This window comes from Methanoregula sp. UBA64 (genome assembly GCF_002502735.1).
Lineage (GTDB): Archaea > Halobacteriota > Methanomicrobia > Methanomicrobiales > Methanospirillaceae > Methanoregula.
The window spans coordinates 440345-457011 of sequence record NZ_DAQC01000001.1 but is presented as its reverse complement, the minus strand read 5'-3'; the positions used below and the strand labels follow the sequence as shown (position 1 = coordinate 457011).

Sequence of the window (16667 nt, the reverse complement as noted above, 5' to 3'; positions counted from 1 at the left end):
CCGTCAGACCGGTGCAAGCGCACCCATCTCTCCCCTGCCGGACAGGGTAATCACATGGTAGGGGCATGCCTTTACGCAGACGCCGCACCCGGCGCAGAGCTCCATGTTCACATCCAGGCTGATCGACTTCCCGTTCACTACCCGGTAGATCTTCTCCTTGGTGATCGGATCTATCGTGTAAAGCTCGAGGGCATTCACCGGGCAGGAAACCACGCAGTTTCCGCACCCGGTGCAACGGTTCGGGTTTACATGCATTGAAAACGCCATGCACACATCACACTCACAGAGGGTTTGTTAAATTACTTTTTAACTAAGGATCCGGTGGTTTATCATAATTAATAAACCTTGTGAAAATGCATAGTGAAGTATTAAATTATCGTCGGAGTTTTTCGCAGGGCCCGGAAGATAGGGAACGTGGACTGCAGTACTCAGTGCAGGAAAAACGATCGACCCGTTTGGAAAGAGTGCCCTTTTTTTAGCCGGCAGACGCCGCAGCAGCCACGGCCTTTGCAACCGCCCGGGTCACCCCTTTGTCCAGGATGCTGGGCATGATCCGGTTTCGGCCGGGCTTTTTTACATAATCCGCAATTGCATGGGCCGCTGCGATCTTCATCCCGTCCGTGATACGCGTGGCTCTCGCATCGAGCGCTCCCCGGAAGATTCCCGGGAAGGCAAGCACGTTGTTGATCTGGTTCGGGAAATCGCTGCGGCCGGTCCCGACCACGGCCGCCCCGGCTTCGCGTGCGGCATCCGGCCAGATCTCCGGGACCGGGTTTGCCATGGCAAAGACGATGGGGTCGCGGTTCATCGACCGGACCATCTCCTTTGTGATGATGCCGGGCGCAGAGACGCCGATCACCACGTCTGCGCCTTTCACCGCATCGGCAAGCGCCCCGGTCCTTCCGGCGCGGTTGGTCTCTTCACTCAAAATAAACTTGTACTTGTTGGTGTACAGGCCATCCCGGCCGCGGTGGATGATCCCCTCCGTATCGCAGACCGTGATCTCGTGCACCATGGTGCAGACCTGCGGGTCGTAGCCTATGCAGCGGAGGAGCCGGGAGATCGAATACCCGGCCGCCCCGGCCCCGCAGACCACGATGTTGAGGTCCTCGTACTTCCGTTTCGTTACCCGGCAGGCATTTAAGAGCGCGGCAAGTACAACGACCGCGGTGCCATGCTGGTCGTCGTGCATGACCGGGATCCCGAGGTCCTGGAGGGCGTCTTCCACCTCAAAGCATTTCGGGGCAGCGATGTCTTCGAGATTGATCCCCCCAAAGACCGGCGCAATGTTTCGTACCTGGTCGGTAAAATCGGTCTCGTAGTTCTCAAAACAGATGGGGAATGCATCGATCCCGGCGAATTCCTTAAAGAGGATGGCTTTCCCCTCCATCACCGGGATCGCTGCATGGCCGCCGATATTCCCGAGACCGAGCACAGCCGAACCGTCCGTTACGATCGCGACCGTGTTTGCCTTGAGCGTGTAGCGGTACGCAAGCGCCGGGTCTTTTGCAATCCTCCGGCAGACCTCGGCAACGCCCGGGGTATATGCTTTCGAGAGATCGGCCCGGGTCCTGAACGGGACTTTGGGCCGGATCTCCAGTTTTCCCCGGTGCTGTGCATGGAGCGCGAGCGACTCCCGGTAGATATCGTCCCTGCCGGATCTGCGGATCATGGTCCCAATCCTGTACTGTGGAGATTACAGCAGGGGATAATCAATCTTGCCGCACGCCCGGCCCGGCATAAAGTTACATTTTAATACAACAATGAACAGAATTATACATCAAGGTATGATCCCCAATCCGGATCCGGGCACCGGTCCGTGCCCTTAGCAATACCCCACGAATGATTACTGGTGTGATATCCTCATGAAAAGTAAAGACATTGCCATAGTCGGAATCCTGCTTGCGGTCGGCGCTATCCTGCGGTACTTCCTTGCCATGCTCCATACGCCGCTTACGCCCAACATGATCATCGCATTCTACTGCCTTGCGATCATCCTCATCCAGCCCAAGGTGTACGAGGCGCTCGGGATCGGTATCGTTGCCGGTCTTCTCTCGATGCTGATATCGAGTTCCATGTTCCCGCCGGCGAACCTGGTAAGCGAACCGCTCGGCGCCCTTGCCTGCTTTGGCATCTATGCGCTCCTGAAATCCCGGACAAAACTTGCGCCCACGGTCACGACATTCCTTGCAACGCTCGTGAGCGGGTTCTCCTTTGCCGCGATCGCCATCCTCTGTGTCGGCGCAACCGTCCTTTCCAAGTACAACGGTAATATCGGGGACTTCGTGATCGTCTTTGTCCCGATTGTCGTGATAACGGCAGTATTTAATGCAATCATCGTCCAGATCCTCTACCTTCCCTCAAGCAGGGTACTGGTACGGGGACAGGAATGATCGAGCTCGCAGACGTCAGTTATACGTACCCCCGCACGGTGCAGGAGGCATTAAGCCACCTCTCGTTAGAGCTCGCACCGGGCCGGTGCATCATGGTGACCGGTCCGTCGGGGGCCGGCAAGACCACGCTCTGCCTTGCCGCCTGCGGGATCCTCTTCCACGAATACGGCGGAAAGAAGGCGGGCATCGTCACCATCAACGGCCGGGATGTCTCCGCATATACGGGGCTCTCGGAGATTGCAAAGGATATCGGGATCGTATTCGACGACCCCGAGGCCCAGATGATCTTTACGACCGTGGAAGAGGAGATCCTCTCCGCGCTCGAATACCGCGGCCTTTCCCCCGAAGAGATCGAAAAACGGCTTGCCTCGATCCTGGACCTGACCTACCTTTCCGCATTAAAAGACCGCTCCCCCCACCATCTCTCGGGGGGCCAGAAGCAGCGCGTTGCCCTTGCCGCAACGCTTGCGCTCGGGAACGATATCGTCATCCTCGATGAACCGACATCGGAACTCGACGAGCACGCAACCCGCCGGATCGTCTCTATCCTTGCAAACCTGAAAAAGCAGGGCAAGACCCTCCTCATTGTCGAGCACAAGTACGCCCACTTCCGGGAACTTGCCGATACGATCGTTGTCATGGAGCACGGCCGGATCTCTGCCATCGGGACGCCCGAAGAGGTTCTCCGGGACGAGCGGATACAGCGGATCGTAATCCCGGACTTTACCGGGATCCGGGATGGCCCGGCCCCCGTGCCAAAAGAGGCCGGCCCGGCCATTACCGTTACGAACCTCTCGTACTCCTACGAGGAGGTCTGTGCGCTCAATAGCGTCAGCCTCACGGTTAACCGCGGCGAGTTTGTCGCCATTGTGGGGGAGAACGGTTCTGGCAAGACTACGCTTGTCAAGCAGTTCAACGGGCTCCTCACTCCCACGTCGGGAGATGTCGAGATCCTCGCAAAGAACACGAAGAACTGCACCATTGCACAACTGGCAAAGGATGTGGGGCTTGTCTTCCAGAACCCCGACCACATGTTCTTTGCCGATACCGTCCACGATGAAGTGGCGTTCGGCCTTGCAAATCTCGGTATCGCGGATCCGGAGAAAGTCATCGATGCGGCGCTCGGCGAGGTCGGCCTTCTCGCCACCAAAAACCTCTATCCCCGCTGGCTCTCCCGGGGCGAGCGCCAGAGGCTTGCCATTGCCTGCGTGGTTGCCATGCAGCCGGAGGTGATCGTGCTCGACGAGCCCACTACCGGGCTCGACGGCGACGAGGCGCGCCTCGTGATGGCGACACTAAAGAAACTCCAGCAGCAGGGCCACACGGTGATCGTGATCACCCACAACCGGGAGATAGCAGAGCGGTGCGCCGACCGGATCATTGCCATGGACCAGGGCCGGATCGTGTCGGATGTGCGGGCGGTGAACTGATATGGCCGAGATCCTCCAGTACGTGCACAAGGACGGCTTCTTCCACCGGCTCCACCCGTTCTCGAAGATCCTCTTCATCATTGTCGCAAGCATCATCTGTATCCTTGTCACGAGCATCCCGGTCCTTCTTTTGATGGTCGTGGCAATGCTCGTCCTTGCCTTCATCGGCCACCTCCACCGCGAAGTGATCCAGCAGCTCAAGCTCGTGCTCGTAATGAGCGTTGTCTTTGTGGTAATCACGGTGCTCACGATGCCGGGCGGCGACACAATCGGGTACCTTATCCCGCAGTCAGTGCCGGTGATCGGCGGGGCAATCCCCATCACGACCGGCGCCATCAGCGTTGGCCTGGTCCTCGCGCTCCGGTTCATGGTCCTGATCTTTGCATTCCAGCTCTTTTTGATCTCCACCCAGCCCCGCGACCTGGTGCATGCAATGGAGAAACTCCGCATGCCCATCGATTACATCCTCATGTTCATCATCGCGCTCCGGTTCATCCCGACTCTCCAGATCGAGGGGCAGCGGATCCACGAGGCCCAGCTCGCCCGGGGCTACAACCCGGGGACCGGCATGATCGGGAAAGTAAAGAGCGTTGCGCCCATCGTGATCCCGCTCGTCTCGAACGCTCTTTTGCGCTCGAACGTGCTCGGCCTCACTATCGACATGCGGGGCTACCGCACGGGCGTCCGGACCCGGATCCGGGAGCGGACGTTCTCCGGCGGGGACTATGCAATGATCTCCGGGCTCTGCGGTACGGCAGCCCTGTTCGGCATCGTTGCCTTTGCACTGCCGGCGCTGGTCTTTTAAAAACACTTTTTCTATTTTGTTTTTCCCGACAGACCACCGGATGCCATGCCACGGAAAATTGTGCAGTTCTATTGACGTGACGGATCATCCGGATCTTTATAGCGAGGGATCCACGGGCGCTCGCCGCCTCGTCGGGGCTCGCCCCGTGGCAGGGCCGTGCAGGGGAAATGAATTCTCCAGAGCAATTGTTTTTTACCGGTCATGCCGGTCTTTATTAAAAAACGCAGGGGTTCCCGTTTTGCCAGACCTGCATCAGAAGGAGGGGGAGCGTTTGCGATAAGTCCTCGCGGAAAATTAAAAAAATTACGTTTTTTTTCGCTCACTCGCTCCGCAGGGCATCGATCGGGTCCATGTTGGAGGCCTTCCATGCCGGGTACACCCCGGATATAATGCAGACCACGATCCCGATTGCCATCCCCAGCGGGACGTACACGATACTGTCGAACATAAAGAAATACTGCGTTGTCCCGATCATCGAATCCACCACGGAGTACCCGATGAGCAGGCTGCATATCCCCCCGATGGTGGCACCGAGCAGCCCGAGGATGAAGGCTTCGTACAAAAACATCCGGCGGACTTCGCCGCGTTCCGTCCCGATGGAGAGCAAAATCCCGATCTCCTGGATCCGCTCGTTTACCGACATCATCATCACGTTGAAGATGCTCACGGCTGCGACCACAAGAGAGATCCCGCCGATTGCCATAATAAACGTGGTCACCGTACTCAACGTCGAGGTGGTTGTGGCAAGCAGGGTCGAGGCATCCCGGATCCGGATGGCCGGCTTCTTTGGGTTCGTGTTGATCTTTTCATCGACCGCGGCTTCGATATCGGGAATATTGTCGGTATCTTTTACAATGATATTGACCTGGTTGTACTCGTCCTTCCCGCCGTACTGGCTGGTGTACCACTTGCTGTTGACCACAATCGCGTTATCGGTGGATACGCCATCGGCTACCGTTCCCCGGGCATTGAGGACGCCGGCGATCCGGAGCTCGGGCCGGGCAGAGGAGGAGACCGACCCGATCTTGATCCGGTCCCCGACCGTGACCCCGAAATTCGAGGCGATTGAGGATCCTACGAGCACCTCGTTCACGCCGAGGTTGGTTGTTCCTTTCCCATAGGTGTCGTTTAACGTCAAAAACGCCGGGATGTCGCTCGTATCCAGGCCATAGACCATACCCCTTCCCGGGAGGGAATTGATGGTGAACTGCGAGGACGTCGAATAGATCGGGACAACCGTGCCGTTCTGGCCGGTAACGGTCGTGATCTTGGTCAGCTGCGTCTTTGTGATGGCGGAGTTTGCCGATGATGACGGTGCCGTCCCGGGTGCGCCCATCCGGACCGAATCCGGGGAAAGGACGATCGTATTGGCGCTGGACGAGAGCTGCTCTTTTACTTCGAGCTGCATGTTGGTGCCGAGCATTCCCATGGACGAGATCGCGACAACGCCGATCACGATCCCGATGGCGGCAAGCATGGACCGGGTAAAGTTCAGCCGCACGCTCCGCAGCGAGAGCTCGAAGAAGATATCGCCGAACTTCATGATTCCTCCACGATCTGCCCGTCATCGAGACGGATGATCCGTGAAGCGTATTCCGCAATCTTCGGGTCGTGGGTAACAAGGATCACGGTCCTTCCCTCGTTATGGAGGGTACAGAGGATATCCATGATCTGGAGCCCGGTCTTTTTGTCGAGGTTCCCGGTCGGCTCGTCGCAGAGCAGGATCTTCGGATCGTTCACGAGCGCCCGGGCAATGGCTACCCGCTGCTGCTGGCCGCCGGACAGCTGGCTGGGCCGGTGCAAGCTCATTTCGGCATCGATCCCCACCCGGGCAAGGAGCTCCGCGGCTTTTCCCGAGGTGTCCCGTTGTTTGTACCTGAGGATCAGCGGATACTCCACGTTCTCGTAGGCGGAGAGCAGCGGGATCAGGTAGAATTTCTGGAAGATGTACCCGATCAGGTCCCGGCGCATGTGCGTGCGCTCCAGGTTCGACATAAAAGAGACGTCTCTCCCGGAGATGCAGAGCTTCCCGGTAGTCGGGACATCCAGGAGCCCGAGCTGGTTCATCATCGTGGATTTCCCGGATCCCGACGGGCCCATGATCGCCACGAAATCGTTCTCGGGGATATCGAGCGAGACATCTCTGAGCGCGGTAAAATCCCCGCTCTCCAGGTGATAGGTCTTGGTCACGCCGGCCAGCCGGATCAGGGGGGTCTCGGTCATGCCGTGCCCCTTACTGCTGTTTTTTTACTTTTGCGAGGATCCATTTTCGTTTGGTGTACAGGACGATACCTGCCACCGCGATGATCCCGACCGCTATCGGGAGGTAGAACGAACTGATGCCATGGCCGCTGCCGGAGAAGATCGAGGGCGAGCTCCGGCTGCTGTAACCGGTACGGCTCATGCCGCCGGGATAGGCACTGCTGTACTGGCCCTGGGCCCCGGCAACGCTCCGGACCGCGGATGCGGAACTGCTGCCATCGGATTCTATCGAGGCGCCGGCTGAATTCGAGAGGTCGACGGTTTTTGTGATCTTATAATTATTCCCGGTGGAATCTTTCCAGGATATGATCACCGGGACCGCGGAGAGGTTGCGGGCCGAGAATGTTACTTCGAAACTCCCGGAGTCATCGGAGGCAATGCTCCCGATGCCGTACTCCGGGTAGGTGCCGGTCGCTACTGCCGGGTCGCCGACAGTTACGACCACGCCTTTGGCATCCGAGATACCGGCATTGGTGATATCGCCCGTGATATCGTAGTAGCCGCCTTTACTGGTCAGCTCAACGTTGTTGAGAACCGGTACGGCAATGGTCTTGTCGCTTCCCAGTTCGATGGGGAGAACAACTGTTACCATATGATCGTTGTCGCCGTTCTGGTAGGAAACATCGAAGGTCAGGTTCGATGCCTGGTGGGTGGTGAGGGTAAAGGGGATATCGACAGAGTTGTCTGCATCCAGGGACTGGACGTATGCCTGGACCGGCGTGACTTCAATCCCGCTGCCTTCGGTACTGATCACGATGTTCTTTACCATCCCGCCCCGGGTGTTGATAAGCCTCATCGTTACGTTGGATGTGCCGTCCAGGGAAAAGGTATCCGGCTTGTCTGCGATGACTGCCCGCAGGGGATCGGAGTCCACCTTGATCGTCAGCGGGTAGTGGATGGCGCTCCCGGTCTTGGTGCCGACCGTAAAGAGGGCGTAGTCCGTCCCGTCCGGTGGATCGACCGTTACGACAAACTTGTAGGTGACGGTCGATCCGGCACCAACATACGTCATGGTGCCCCAGTCAACCTGTTTTACGATATGGACCTTGTCGCTGATGATGTCCGGGCCGGAGAGACCCATCGCGGATGTACCGGCATTGGTCAGCGTAACGGCAATGGTGCCCTGTTCGTACGGGAAGAAGACATCCGGCGACAGGGTGACATTCGATACGTACACGAGCGCGGAAGCATCGATGCTCGAGGTCGAACTGCTGCTCGAACCGGTGCTCGTACTACTGCTTGTCGAACTGGTACTGGAACTGCTGCTGTCAGTACCCGCTGCATATGCAAACGGGACCAGCAGGGCGACGAGGAAAATGCACAAAAATCCAAGCTTTGCTTTCATAAAATTCTCCGGGAAACCATGGGTGAGACAACCTGCATGCCAAGGGATTTTTTTTGTAATCAGGAAGATCCGGCAGTGCACGGGTACGGGAACGGTATTCCCGGGAAGTGCCGGGCATCCGGTCGTGCGGTAACGCACAGGCCCTTTGCCCCCGCATCCCGGGACCGGTACCACGTACTCTTTGCAAGCACTGCCGGCGTATTTGTAACTACAATGAGACTTAATGTAATTTAAAGTTTACACCACCAGTTGTCGGCCGGGGATCCGGTACAAGAGAATTCTTCTAAAAAAAATGCACCCGTTCTGCCGGGATCTTTTGCGGATCATTTTACTTCCGCAGGAACAGCGCGAAAAAACCTGCGGTCACAGGAAACGATCCGGAAAAACAACAAAACGCCCCGGCCGGGACTTGAACCCGGGTCAAAAGCTCCGGAGGCTTCTAGGATGTCCACTACCCTACCGAGGCAAATTTTACCTTACTTAATCTTGTGTACTTCCTTATAAAAGAGAAGGATGGTCCGGGCCCCGGAAGCGGTTTTAGAGTTTCTTTACCTGGTACATGTGCCAGATCTTGCAGGCGCCCTCGTGGCTGACCATGCAGGGCCCAACCGGTGTCCGGGGCGTGCAGACCTTCCCGAAGAGCTTGCAGTCGCTGGGCTCGGCAATGCCGCGCAGGACCTTGTCGCAGATGCAGGCCGAGTGCTTGCTTACTTTTTTGTACACGAGATCGAACTTCTTCTGCGCATCATACTGCTCGAACTCGGGCTTGAGCTTCAGCCCCGACTTCGGGATGACCGGGAAACCGCGCCACTCGACATCGGACGGCTCGAAGACCTCGTACATGATCTTCTTTGCCTTGACATTTCCTTCCCGGGTAACGACTCTCGGGTAGGCATTGTCGACCCGGGCTTTTCCCTCGCGGAGCTGTTCTGCGAGCATGAGCAGGCCAAGGAGAATATCGTCGGCCTCGAAACCGGCAACGACCTGCGGCACCGCAAACTGCTCGTACTCCTCGTACCCCATGATCGCACAGACATGGCCGGGGAGCACGAACCCGTCGAGCTTTGCCTCGCCCTGTTCGAGCATCCACTTCATGGCGGGCGGGACGAGCCGGTGGCAGGAGAGGATCGAGAAGTTTTTGGGCGGGCGGGAGAGGATGGTTGCGGCAACCGTGGGTGCGGTCGTTTCAAAGCCGACCGAGATAAAGACCACTTCCTTGTCGGTCTTTTCAGCTATCTCCACGGCCTTGTGGACGCCCTGCACGATCCGCACGTCCCCGCCGCAGGACTCTAACGACCCTTTCGAGCCGGGCACCCGCAAAAGATCGCCGTAGGTAGCGATGATGCAGTCCTTGTCCACGAGATCGAGCGCTGCATCGATCTCGCCCTGCGGCGTAATGCAGACCGGGCAGCCCGGGCCCATGACGATCTTGAGCTGCGGCGGCAGGATACTGCGCAGGCCGGTCCGTGCAATCGCGGCCTCGTGCGTACCGCAGATGTGCATGAAAGTCATATTCCGGTCCACCAGTCCGCGAAGCGTCTCCGCGATCTCTTTTCCCGTCGCCATGCTATCTCATAGTTATTTACTGGCCGCTGTCATAAGTATACGTATATGAGTGACAACCTCCTCTTCGCTGTCGTGGTGATCCTTGTCGGGTTTGCCATCGCCGGGATCGCGCGGATTATTGTCAGGTGGCTGGAAAAATATGCAGAGACCACCGAGACCAAGTGGGACGATATCATCGTTGCCGCCATCGGCACGCCGGTCCAGGTCGGCATCATCGCGGTCTCGTTCTATATTGCGCTGAAATTTTTCAGCATCGTGCCGGACCAGTTTGCCTGGATCATCTCCGACGATGTACTCAACTCGATCTATATCCTGCTCGGGACCTGGATCGTCTCATCGCTGCTCCACGATATCATCAAGATCTACGGCCATGAATGGGCCGCAAAGACCGAAGGCGATACCGACGACCGGCTGGTCGATCTGCTCGAACTGGCGGCACGCTACATCATCTGGTTTGCCGGCATCATGCTGGTGTTTGTCAACCTCGACATCAACATCACTCCCTTTTTGGCCGGCGCAGGCATCGCGGGCGCGGCCCTCGCCCTCGCATCGCAGGACTTCCTCTCCAACTTCCTTGGCGGCGTGGTCATCACCATCGACAAGCCGTTTAAGGTCGGCGACCGGATCATGGTCGATACCTATTACGGCGACGTGCTCATGATCGGGACCCGGAGCACCCGCATCCGGACCATCGACGGGAAACTGGTCACGATCCCGAACAGCAAGATCACCTCCAACAGCGTGATGAACTATTCCGAGCCCGACCCGATGCTCCGGTACACCATCCCTATCACGGTTGCGTACGGTTCCGATATCGCAAAGGTAAAATCGGTGCTTGCCGGGATAGCCGACGATGCCATCAAGAATACGGACTTCTTTTTGAGCGAGCCCGGCCCGAAGGTCTTTTTCCAGGAGTTCGGGGATTCGAGCCTGAAGTTCGTGATCTATATCTGGGCAAAGGCCTACAATGTGCCGGACGAGGTGAAAGATGCGATCAATACCCGGATTGCCCGCCGCTTCGCGGAAGAGGGCATCGAGATCCCGTTCCCGCAGCTCGAAGTAAAGATGAAACCCTGATCGTTTCGTGCGGCACGACCGGCTTTTCTGCCCGGCCTGCCGCAGGAAAATTCCCGTTTTTTCCGTAATATTTTATAAGGTAAACCTACAATGTATCTAGGCAATCTGCCTGTGAAGTAAAATCCGGTAGTCCCGGATTCTCATATATGCAGAATGTGTTATGCCTAAGTGACTCAGCCCGGTAGAGTACCTCCTTGGTAAGGAGGAAGTCGCGAGTTCGAATCTCGCCTTAGGCTCTCATTACAGTTCTCCCCGTTTTTGGCTGCTGTTTCCCCGGTTACTTTCCGGCATATCCTGTTTTTCCTGTTCCCTGACCGGCCGGGCGTCCGCTGCCCCGACTCACGTCGATCCTATTCTGCGATTGTTCACCGGCCCCGCAATCCTCCTGCCGGGATAACCCGGGGATAACCGGGCGGGTACGGGCCGCGCAGCGGTTGCACGGGAGATCTTTTAACCATATGCCATGCATTAGCATTCTTTTGGGCCCGGTGAAAATACCGGCAGAATCCAAACGGCATCAGAATATCCTTGCCTTTGGTTAACGGGGCTCAAATCATTATTTGATACAATAAACAATGTTTTTATATTTGTAGATCACTATAACATGATTCATCGATTAAAATATTTCCCGGCAATAACTTTTCAAAACGATTGGAAGATTTTCCGTGACCTATTCCGTGCTCTATGTTGACGACGAACCGGCACTCCTCGATATTGGAAAGGTGTTCCTTGAAGCTTCGGGGGAATTTGTAGTTACCACGGTACCTTCCGTCGAATCTGCGCTCTCTGAAATGACCGCACAGCACTTCGACGCCATCATCTCCGATTATCAGATGCCGGTAACAAACGGCCTTACCTTTCTCAAAAAGATCCGGGCTGACAACAACCTGATCCCGTTCATCATCTTTACCGGCCAGGGCCGGGAAGAGATTGTCATCGAGGCGATCAATGCCGGGGCGGACTTCTATCTCCAGAAGGGCGGGGCCCAGAAGGCGCAGTTTGCCGAGCTTGCCCACAAGATAAAAAAAGCAATAGAGCTCAAAAAGGCGCTGCACGATCTCCACGACAGCGAGAGGAAATTCCGGATGCTGGTGGATAACTCTTTTGACGGGATTATCATTACCTCTCCCACCGGAGATATTCTCTTTGCCAACAATGCGGCAAAGGAGATGGCCGGAGCAGAATCGGTTGAAGAAATTATCGGGAAAAAGAACGTGATGGAGTTCGTTGCACCGTTGTCAAAGGAGGTGGTCCTTCACGACTACGAAATGGTACGGCAGGGCACTGAAGGATACATCTCCCGGTATCATATCTTCAACCTGAAACACGAGGGGATGCTGGTCGAATGTATCGGGAAGATGATCACGTTCCAGGATGCACCCGCGATACTGGTCTCCCTCCGGGATATCACCGACCGCCACCACCCGTAACGATCTCGTGCACGAACCGGAGAATTAAAACCGGCCCGGTACCGGAACCTCCGCCATGTTTCCATCTTCCAGGACTTTCCTGTGCTTTCCTTTATGCGGATGCCCGTCCCGCTGATGTGTACACTGTGGGAGAAAGCGCAGTGACCGCATAGCCGGTCCCGTTAGTCGAGACCTCAACGATCCCGTCCCGGTCGGTCCGGTAGACGGTAACATTCTCCTGTGCCAGCCGGGCAAGCGTCTTGTCCGAGGGGTGGTGGCCTTCGCTTGCAGCGCCCACTTCGATGATGGCAAGCGAGGGGTGGACCGCGGCTAGGAATGCGGCGCTCGTTGAGTGCACGTTCCCGTGGTGGCCGACCTTGAGGATATCGGCAGAGAGCGTCATATTCCCGGCAAGCATGGACGCCTCGGATGCCTGCGCTGCATCGCCGGTAAACAAGAACGAGACATTACGGTAGGTCATGCGCAGCACGATGCTGTTGTTGTTCGGGTCGTCAAAGCCCGGCGCTGGCGGGTTGAGGACCTCAATGGAGAGGTCCGGATCGAGGCTGAGGGTATCCCCGGCCTTTACTGCAGTCAGCGGGATCTTCTTTTTCCCGATCTCTGCCATCAGTTTCGTGTAGGGCGATGCCTTTCGCGGGTGCCCGTTCCAGACAAACTCATGGACCGGGAAATTTTCAAGCACCTCCGGCATCCCCCCGATATGGTCGCCGTGCGCATGGGTGGCAAGCGCAATATCGAGCGCCGAGACATTCTCGCGCCGCAGGAGACGGATCACGTCCGGCGCAGCATCCGCGAGACCGGCATCGATCAGTATGGCCTTCTGGTTCGGTGTGATAACAAGGATCGAGTCGCCCTGCCCGACCGGGATGAAAAAGACCGAGAGATTCCTGAGGGCCGGCGCGGGCGCAGGGGTCGCAGTTATGGCAGGAGCGGCCGGGGAAAGGAACGGCGCCGGTGACGGTGCGGGAGTTCCTGCAACCGCGGGGGCTGTCCCGGTACAGCCGGCGGATACCGCAAGGATGCAGAGAAGAAGCAGGATCGCGCCGGTCTTTTGCATGATTTTCCCGGTGGGAATTGTTCCCGTATAAGGGCTCTCTTTTTTTTAGGATTCCTGTCGTGCCGGTACTGGCATGATCACTACCCGGTACTCTTTTTATCGGGATTCGGCAATTTTCAGGATCGAGTACATGTGCTTCATAAAGCTTTGAAAAAAACGGTTAACAAAACGTGCGGATACATATATCCGGTAAACCCCCTGACCGGTAGTATCTCCTGAAATCCCGGGTGATCATCATCGACAAAAAGAAATTTGCACTGATACTTGCGCTCATCCTGCTGGCCATTGGCGCGGCATATACAGGATATTTCTGGGTCCATGCCCATACGCCGGTCCGTATCGGAGTCCTGCTCCCCATAACCGGCGATGTGGATCTCAAAGACCCGCTCGAATGGGCAAAGGACAATATCAATGCCCGGGGGGGAATCGGGGGACGGCAGGTTGAACTCGTGTACAGGGATACCGGCTCCGGCAATACCACACAGCTTGCCCGCGAACTGCTTGCCGACGATTCCATCCACATGGTGATCGGGCCGCCGACCAGCGACGATGTCTATACGCTCGCGCCGGAATTTGCCAATAAAAAGAAACTCCTCATCAGCCCGCTTGCAACATCGGGCGATATCATCCGGGCGTTCGGGAAGACCGGGTATTTCTGGCGGACGGTCCAGGGCGATGTGGCACAGGATGAAGCGCTGGTCACTATCCTCCACGCAAAAGGCGTGAAACATGCAGCCCTCCTTACCGAGAACACGACCTATGGCAGCACGTTCTATGACTGGACCGGGTTCTTTGCCACGGAATCCGGTATCGATCTCACGTCTATTCAGGAGTTTGAACCCGGCTCCGCCACGCTCGATGCGGAGGTGAATGCAGCCCTTGCCACCCGTCCGGAATATATCATCGCGGCCTGCGGCCCGGAGGATGCGGCAACCATAAAAAAGGCTATCGACCGGTCCGGATCGTCCACGAAGCTGATCCTTACCGATGCTGCGGCAACGCCGGTGCTTGTCTCAACGCTCGGGAGCAGTGCAGAGGGCCTCGAAGGCACGTCTCCGACAGCCGACCCGACGAGCGGATTTGCAACCGCATATACGGAAAAATTCGGGACCGCCCCTACCGATTATGCAGCGCCCGCGTACGATGCCGTTCTCCTTGCCGCCTATACCGCAGCACGTCAGGAGGCGGCACCGTTTGAATCACCGCCGGATTCCTTCCGGTACGTTGTGGACGGCAACGATACCGTGGAGGACTGGACCCCACAGCAGTCCCATGATGCGATTGACGGCCTGGTAAAAGGCCAGAGCCCGTACGTTACCGGCGCCAGCCAGCCATTCATCTACGATACGGAATACGGGGTGGACCCGGTGATCACCTACTACTCCCACTGGGTCATAAGGAACGGGACCTATGTGTCTCTTGGTACGCTTGGTTCGGAAAAATCCGGCGCGTCCAAGCTGATCGCGGAATCGGGAGGGCTCTCGCAGGCCTCGCAAGGATTCATGACCCTGAACACACCGGCAGGTGCACCCGATACCGGAAACGGGAATTATGTTCCCCGGGTAAACCGGACCGGCTTTGAGGCGGTTATTGTCGGCCCGTCCCCGGGCTGGACAAACTACCGGCACGAATCCGATGCCCTTGCCATGTACACGCTCCTTAAGGACAACGGGGTTCCCGACGACCACATCATCCTCATGCTCTACGATGATGTCCCCACCTCTCCGCAGAACCCTGTCCGCGGGGATGTCCACAACATGGTGGGCGGGGCAAACCTCCGGTCCGAGGCCCGGGTGGATTACCGGGGCGCAAATGTGACCGCAGCAACGCTTGCGGCGGTCCTTACCGGCAACAGGTCTGCACAGACCCCGGTGGTCCTCGAATCCAATGCCAGTACCGATGTCTTTGTCTATATCGCAAGCCACGGTTCCCCGGGCAGCATTCTCTTCCCTACTCCGGATACCTCGTTATCGGCCGGCGAGTTTGCCACGCTCACCGACACGATGGCCCGGGAAGGGAGATACCGGCAGATGGTCTTTTTCGTGGACACCTGCTTTGGGGAGAGCGTTGCCACGAATGCGACGGCAAAAGGACTCCTGTACTTTACCGGTGCAAACCGGAACGAACCCTCGCTCGGGGCGGTTTACGATCCAAACATCCGCCAGTGGCTCTCGGACGAGTTTACCCAGAACGTCCTTATCGCCGTACGGAACAATCCGCACATCACGTTCCGCGACCTGTACACCACAACCTACGAACAGGTGACCGGCTCGCACGTGCAGATGCTCAACACCAGGAATTTCGGCGACATCGATACTGAGGTCATGAAGTTTTTGTCGCCATAACCGCCCGCGGGGCAGGGAACGGGAAAATCCTTGTTCGGTTTTTGCCCGGATCTTTTTTGTTTTTTCGGATACTGGCGCAGGGAGCCGGCCGTGATGTACCCGGTTGGCCGGGTGCCGGGAAAACCCGATGCATTCCACGACAGGGGACCGGCAATCGCCCCATCGCTCTTCCCGGTTACAAAAAGGGATGGCGAAAAAAGAGCGGCTGAGTCCCGGCTCACACCATGTGCATTGTCGCAGGGCTCACGAACATCGCAAACGAGAGCAGTAACAGGAGAATAAACGCTATGAGCACCGTGACGATGGCAAGGATGATAAAGAGGAGCAGGTGTGAGGTTTTTGTCGGGAGGAACGGGATCTCATTGTTATTCATTTTGCACGCGATCTCGTAAGCATCGTAGATCCCAAATGCCCAGACGCACAGGCCGGGGATGATGAAGATAAAGAACCCGATAATTGTTCCAAAGAAGATCAAAAAACCGCGTTCGAGCTTGCCGTCATAGACCTGCCCGAGCCCGGGGATCACGAGCGAGCAGATGGCTGCAATCGCCGTGCTCTTCTCCTCGTCCGGCTGGACAAGGGTCACGGGTTCCGGGGCGGGGGACGATGACCCGGCCCCGCTGCCTTCCGGTGGCTGGACCGTGATGGTCGGGGCTGCCTGGAGTTTTGCCCCGCAGTTGTCGCAGAAGTTCGCGGCTTCGTTTGCCAGAGGCTTGCCGCATTCGGGACAGTATTTTATGGTCTTTCAGTGTGATCTTTGCGGCCATACGAGATAGATGTTCGTTGGGGCGGGGGCGTTGCACGGTCCCGGGAGACCGGCAAAATATCCGGGACGGGAACGATCGGCCGGGATCGTTGGTGCAAAAAATTTTTTCGTTAACCCCGGGGCTATAATCCCCGGCCGCCAAAAATAAAAAACAGGGCCGCCGGGACCCGGGTGCCGGAAAAAAACCGCGG

Annotated in this window: 14 protein-coding genes, 2 tRNA genes and 1 pseudogene; 7 read left to right on the top strand and 10 right to left on the bottom strand. The window is 57.3% G+C overall.

Annotated features, from left to right (window positions below; genetic code table 11):
- Positions 1 to 3: 3 nt before the first annotated feature.
- Positions 4 to 267, bottom strand: coding sequence for a 4Fe-4S binding protein (locus tag BP758_RS02275; RefSeq protein WP_292368308.1), 264 nt, complete (start codon positions 265 to 267; stop codon positions 4 to 6).
- Between the two features lie 208 nt (positions 268 to 475).
- The gene (locus BP758_RS02270) at positions 476 to 1672 is read right to left on the bottom strand and encodes an NAD(P)-dependent malic enzyme (protein ID WP_292368306.1); all 1197 of its coding nucleotides are present in this window, start codon (positions 1670 to 1672) and stop codon (positions 476 to 478) included.
- 193 nt (positions 1673 to 1865) lie between these two features.
- Between BP758_RS02270 and BP758_RS02265 the strand changes: the two genes are divergently transcribed.
- From BP758_RS02265 to BP758_RS02255, 3 genes are read left to right on the top strand one after another with little or no spacing between them, the layout of a single operon-like run.
- Positions 1866 to 2393: a tryptophan transporter gene (locus BP758_RS02265; RefSeq protein WP_292368304.1), complete on the top strand. Its 528-nt coding sequence runs from the start codon at positions 1866 to 1868 to the stop codon at positions 2391 to 2393.
- The gene (locus BP758_RS02260) at positions 2390 to 3823 is read left to right on the top strand and encodes an ABC transporter ATP-binding protein (protein WP_292368302.1); all 1434 of its coding nucleotides are present in this window, start codon (positions 2390 to 2392) and stop codon (positions 3821 to 3823) included. Before BP758_RS02265 ends, BP758_RS02260 begins: the two co-directional genes overlap by 4 nt.
- Before the next feature lies 1 nt (position 3824).
- On the top strand, positions 3825 to 4628 hold the full coding sequence (locus tag BP758_RS02255; RefSeq protein ID WP_292368300.1) for an energy-coupling factor transporter transmembrane component T family protein: 804 nt from the start codon (positions 3825 to 3827) through the stop codon (positions 4626 to 4628).
- 319 nt (positions 4629 to 4947) lie between these two features.
- Here the strand turns inward: BP758_RS02255 and BP758_RS02250 are convergent, their stop codons facing one another.
- The 5 genes from BP758_RS02250 to hypD form a co-directional block, all read right to left on the bottom strand.
- Positions 4948 to 6171 carry an ABC transporter permease gene (locus tag BP758_RS02250; protein WP_292368298.1) on the bottom strand — a complete coding sequence of 408 codons (1224 nt, stop codon included), beginning with the start codon at positions 6169 to 6171 and terminating at the stop codon, positions 4948 to 4950.
- Positions 6168 to 6851: an ABC transporter ATP-binding protein gene (locus tag BP758_RS02245; RefSeq protein WP_292368296.1), complete on the bottom strand. Its 684-nt coding sequence runs from the start codon at positions 6849 to 6851 to the stop codon at positions 6168 to 6170. Before BP758_RS02245 ends, BP758_RS02250 begins: the two co-directional genes overlap by 4 nt.
- Before the next feature lie 10 nt (positions 6852 to 6861).
- Complete coding sequence (locus BP758_RS02240; RefSeq protein ID WP_292368295.1) at positions 6862 to 8235, bottom strand: hypothetical protein; 1374 nt, start codon at positions 8233 to 8235, stop codon at positions 6862 to 6864.
- A gap of 394 nt (positions 8236 to 8629) precedes the next feature.
- Positions 8630 to 8701: transfer RNA gene (locus BP758_RS02235), tRNA-Arg, on the bottom strand.
- 71 nt (positions 8702 to 8772) lie between these two features.
- Positions 8773 to 9801 (bottom strand): hydrogenase formation protein HypD, encoded by a 1029-nt coding sequence (gene hypD, locus BP758_RS02230; protein ID WP_292368293.1) that lies wholly within the window; start codon positions 9799 to 9801, stop codon positions 8773 to 8775.
- 45 nt (positions 9802 to 9846) lie between these two features.
- Here hypD and BP758_RS02225 point away from each other — a divergent pair, with 45 nt between their 5' ends.
- The 3 genes from BP758_RS02225 to BP758_RS02215 all read left to right on the top strand — a co-directional run bounded on the left by BP758_RS02225 (position 9847) and on the right by BP758_RS02215 (position 12308).
- The gene (locus tag BP758_RS02225; protein ID WP_292368292.1) at positions 9847 to 10878 is read left to right on the top strand and encodes a mechanosensitive ion channel family protein; all 1032 of its coding nucleotides are present in this window, start codon (positions 9847 to 9849) and stop codon (positions 10876 to 10878) included.
- A 162-nt stretch (positions 10879 to 11040) separates the two neighbouring features.
- Positions 11041 to 11114 (top strand) — tRNA-Thr (locus BP758_RS02220).
- 429 nt (positions 11115 to 11543) lie between these two features.
- Complete coding sequence (locus BP758_RS02215; RefSeq protein ID WP_292368291.1) at positions 11544 to 12308, top strand: PAS domain-containing response regulator; 765 nt, start codon at positions 11544 to 11546, stop codon at positions 12306 to 12308.
- A gap of 91 nt (positions 12309 to 12399) precedes the next feature.
- On the opposite strand, the gene BP758_RS02210 is transcribed toward BP758_RS02215, so the two are convergent.
- On the bottom strand, positions 12400 to 13365 hold the full coding sequence (locus BP758_RS02210; protein WP_292368290.1) for a ComEC/Rec2 family competence protein: 966 nt from the start codon (positions 13363 to 13365) through the stop codon (positions 12400 to 12402).
- A 227-nt stretch (positions 13366 to 13592) separates the two neighbouring features.
- On the opposite strand from BP758_RS02210, the gene BP758_RS02205 reads away from it, so the two are divergent.
- A complete protein-coding gene (locus tag BP758_RS02205) occupies positions 13593 to 15710 on the top strand; it encodes a C13 family peptidase (RefSeq protein WP_292368289.1) in 2118 nt (705 codons plus the stop codon).
- 217 nt (positions 15711 to 15927) lie between these two features.
- Here BP758_RS02205 and BP758_RS02200 read toward each other — a convergent pair whose 3' ends face one another.
- Positions 15928 to 16296, bottom strand: a complete 369-nt coding sequence (locus BP758_RS02200) for a hypothetical protein (RefSeq protein ID WP_292368287.1) — start codon at positions 16294 to 16296, stop codon at positions 15928 to 15930.
- A gap of 81 nt (positions 16297 to 16377) precedes the next feature.
- Positions 16378 to 16449 (bottom strand): annotated as a pseudogene (locus BP758_RS12340) (zinc ribbon domain-containing protein); the annotation flags it as partial.
- Between the last annotated feature and the right edge of the window lie 218 nt (positions 16450 to 16667).

Coding starts and splice junctions, on each gene's coding strand:
- BP758_RS02210 (WP_292368290.1), bottom strand. CDS start 13,365: ATGCAAAAGACCGGCGCGATCCTGCTTCTTCTCTGCATCCTTGCGGTA.
- BP758_RS02250 (WP_292368298.1), bottom strand. CDS start 6,171: ATGAAGTTCGGCGATATCTTCTTCGAGCTCTCGCTGCGGAGCGTGCGG.
- hypD (WP_292368293.1), bottom strand. CDS start 9,801: ATGGCGACGGGAAAAGAGATCGCGGAGACGCTTCGCGGACTGGTGGAC.
- BP758_RS02265 (WP_292368304.1), top strand. CDS start 1,866: ATGAAAAGTAAAGACATTGCCATAGTCGGAATCCTGCTTGCGGTCGGC.
- BP758_RS02270 (WP_292368306.1), bottom strand. CDS start 1,672: ATGATCCGCAGATCCGGCAGGGACGATATCTACCGGGAGTCGCTCGCG.
- BP758_RS02260 (WP_292368302.1), top strand. CDS start 2,390: ATGATCGAGCTCGCAGACGTCAGTTATACGTACCCCCGCACGGTGCAG.
- BP758_RS02245 (WP_292368296.1), bottom strand. CDS start 6,851: ATGACCGAGACCCCCCTGATCCGGCTGGCCGGCGTGACCAAGACCTAT.
- BP758_RS02240 (WP_292368295.1), bottom strand. CDS start 8,235: ATGAAAGCAAAGCTTGGATTTTTGTGCATTTTCCTCGTCGCCCTGCTG.
- BP758_RS02225 (WP_292368292.1), top strand. CDS start 9,847: ATGAGTGACAACCTCCTCTTCGCTGTCGTGGTGATCCTTGTCGGGTTT.
- BP758_RS02275 (WP_292368308.1), bottom strand. CDS start 267: ATGGCGTTTTCAATGCATGTAAACCCGAACCGTTGCACCGGGTGCGGA.
- BP758_RS02255 (WP_292368300.1), top strand. CDS start 3,825: ATGGCCGAGATCCTCCAGTACGTGCACAAGGACGGCTTCTTCCACCGG.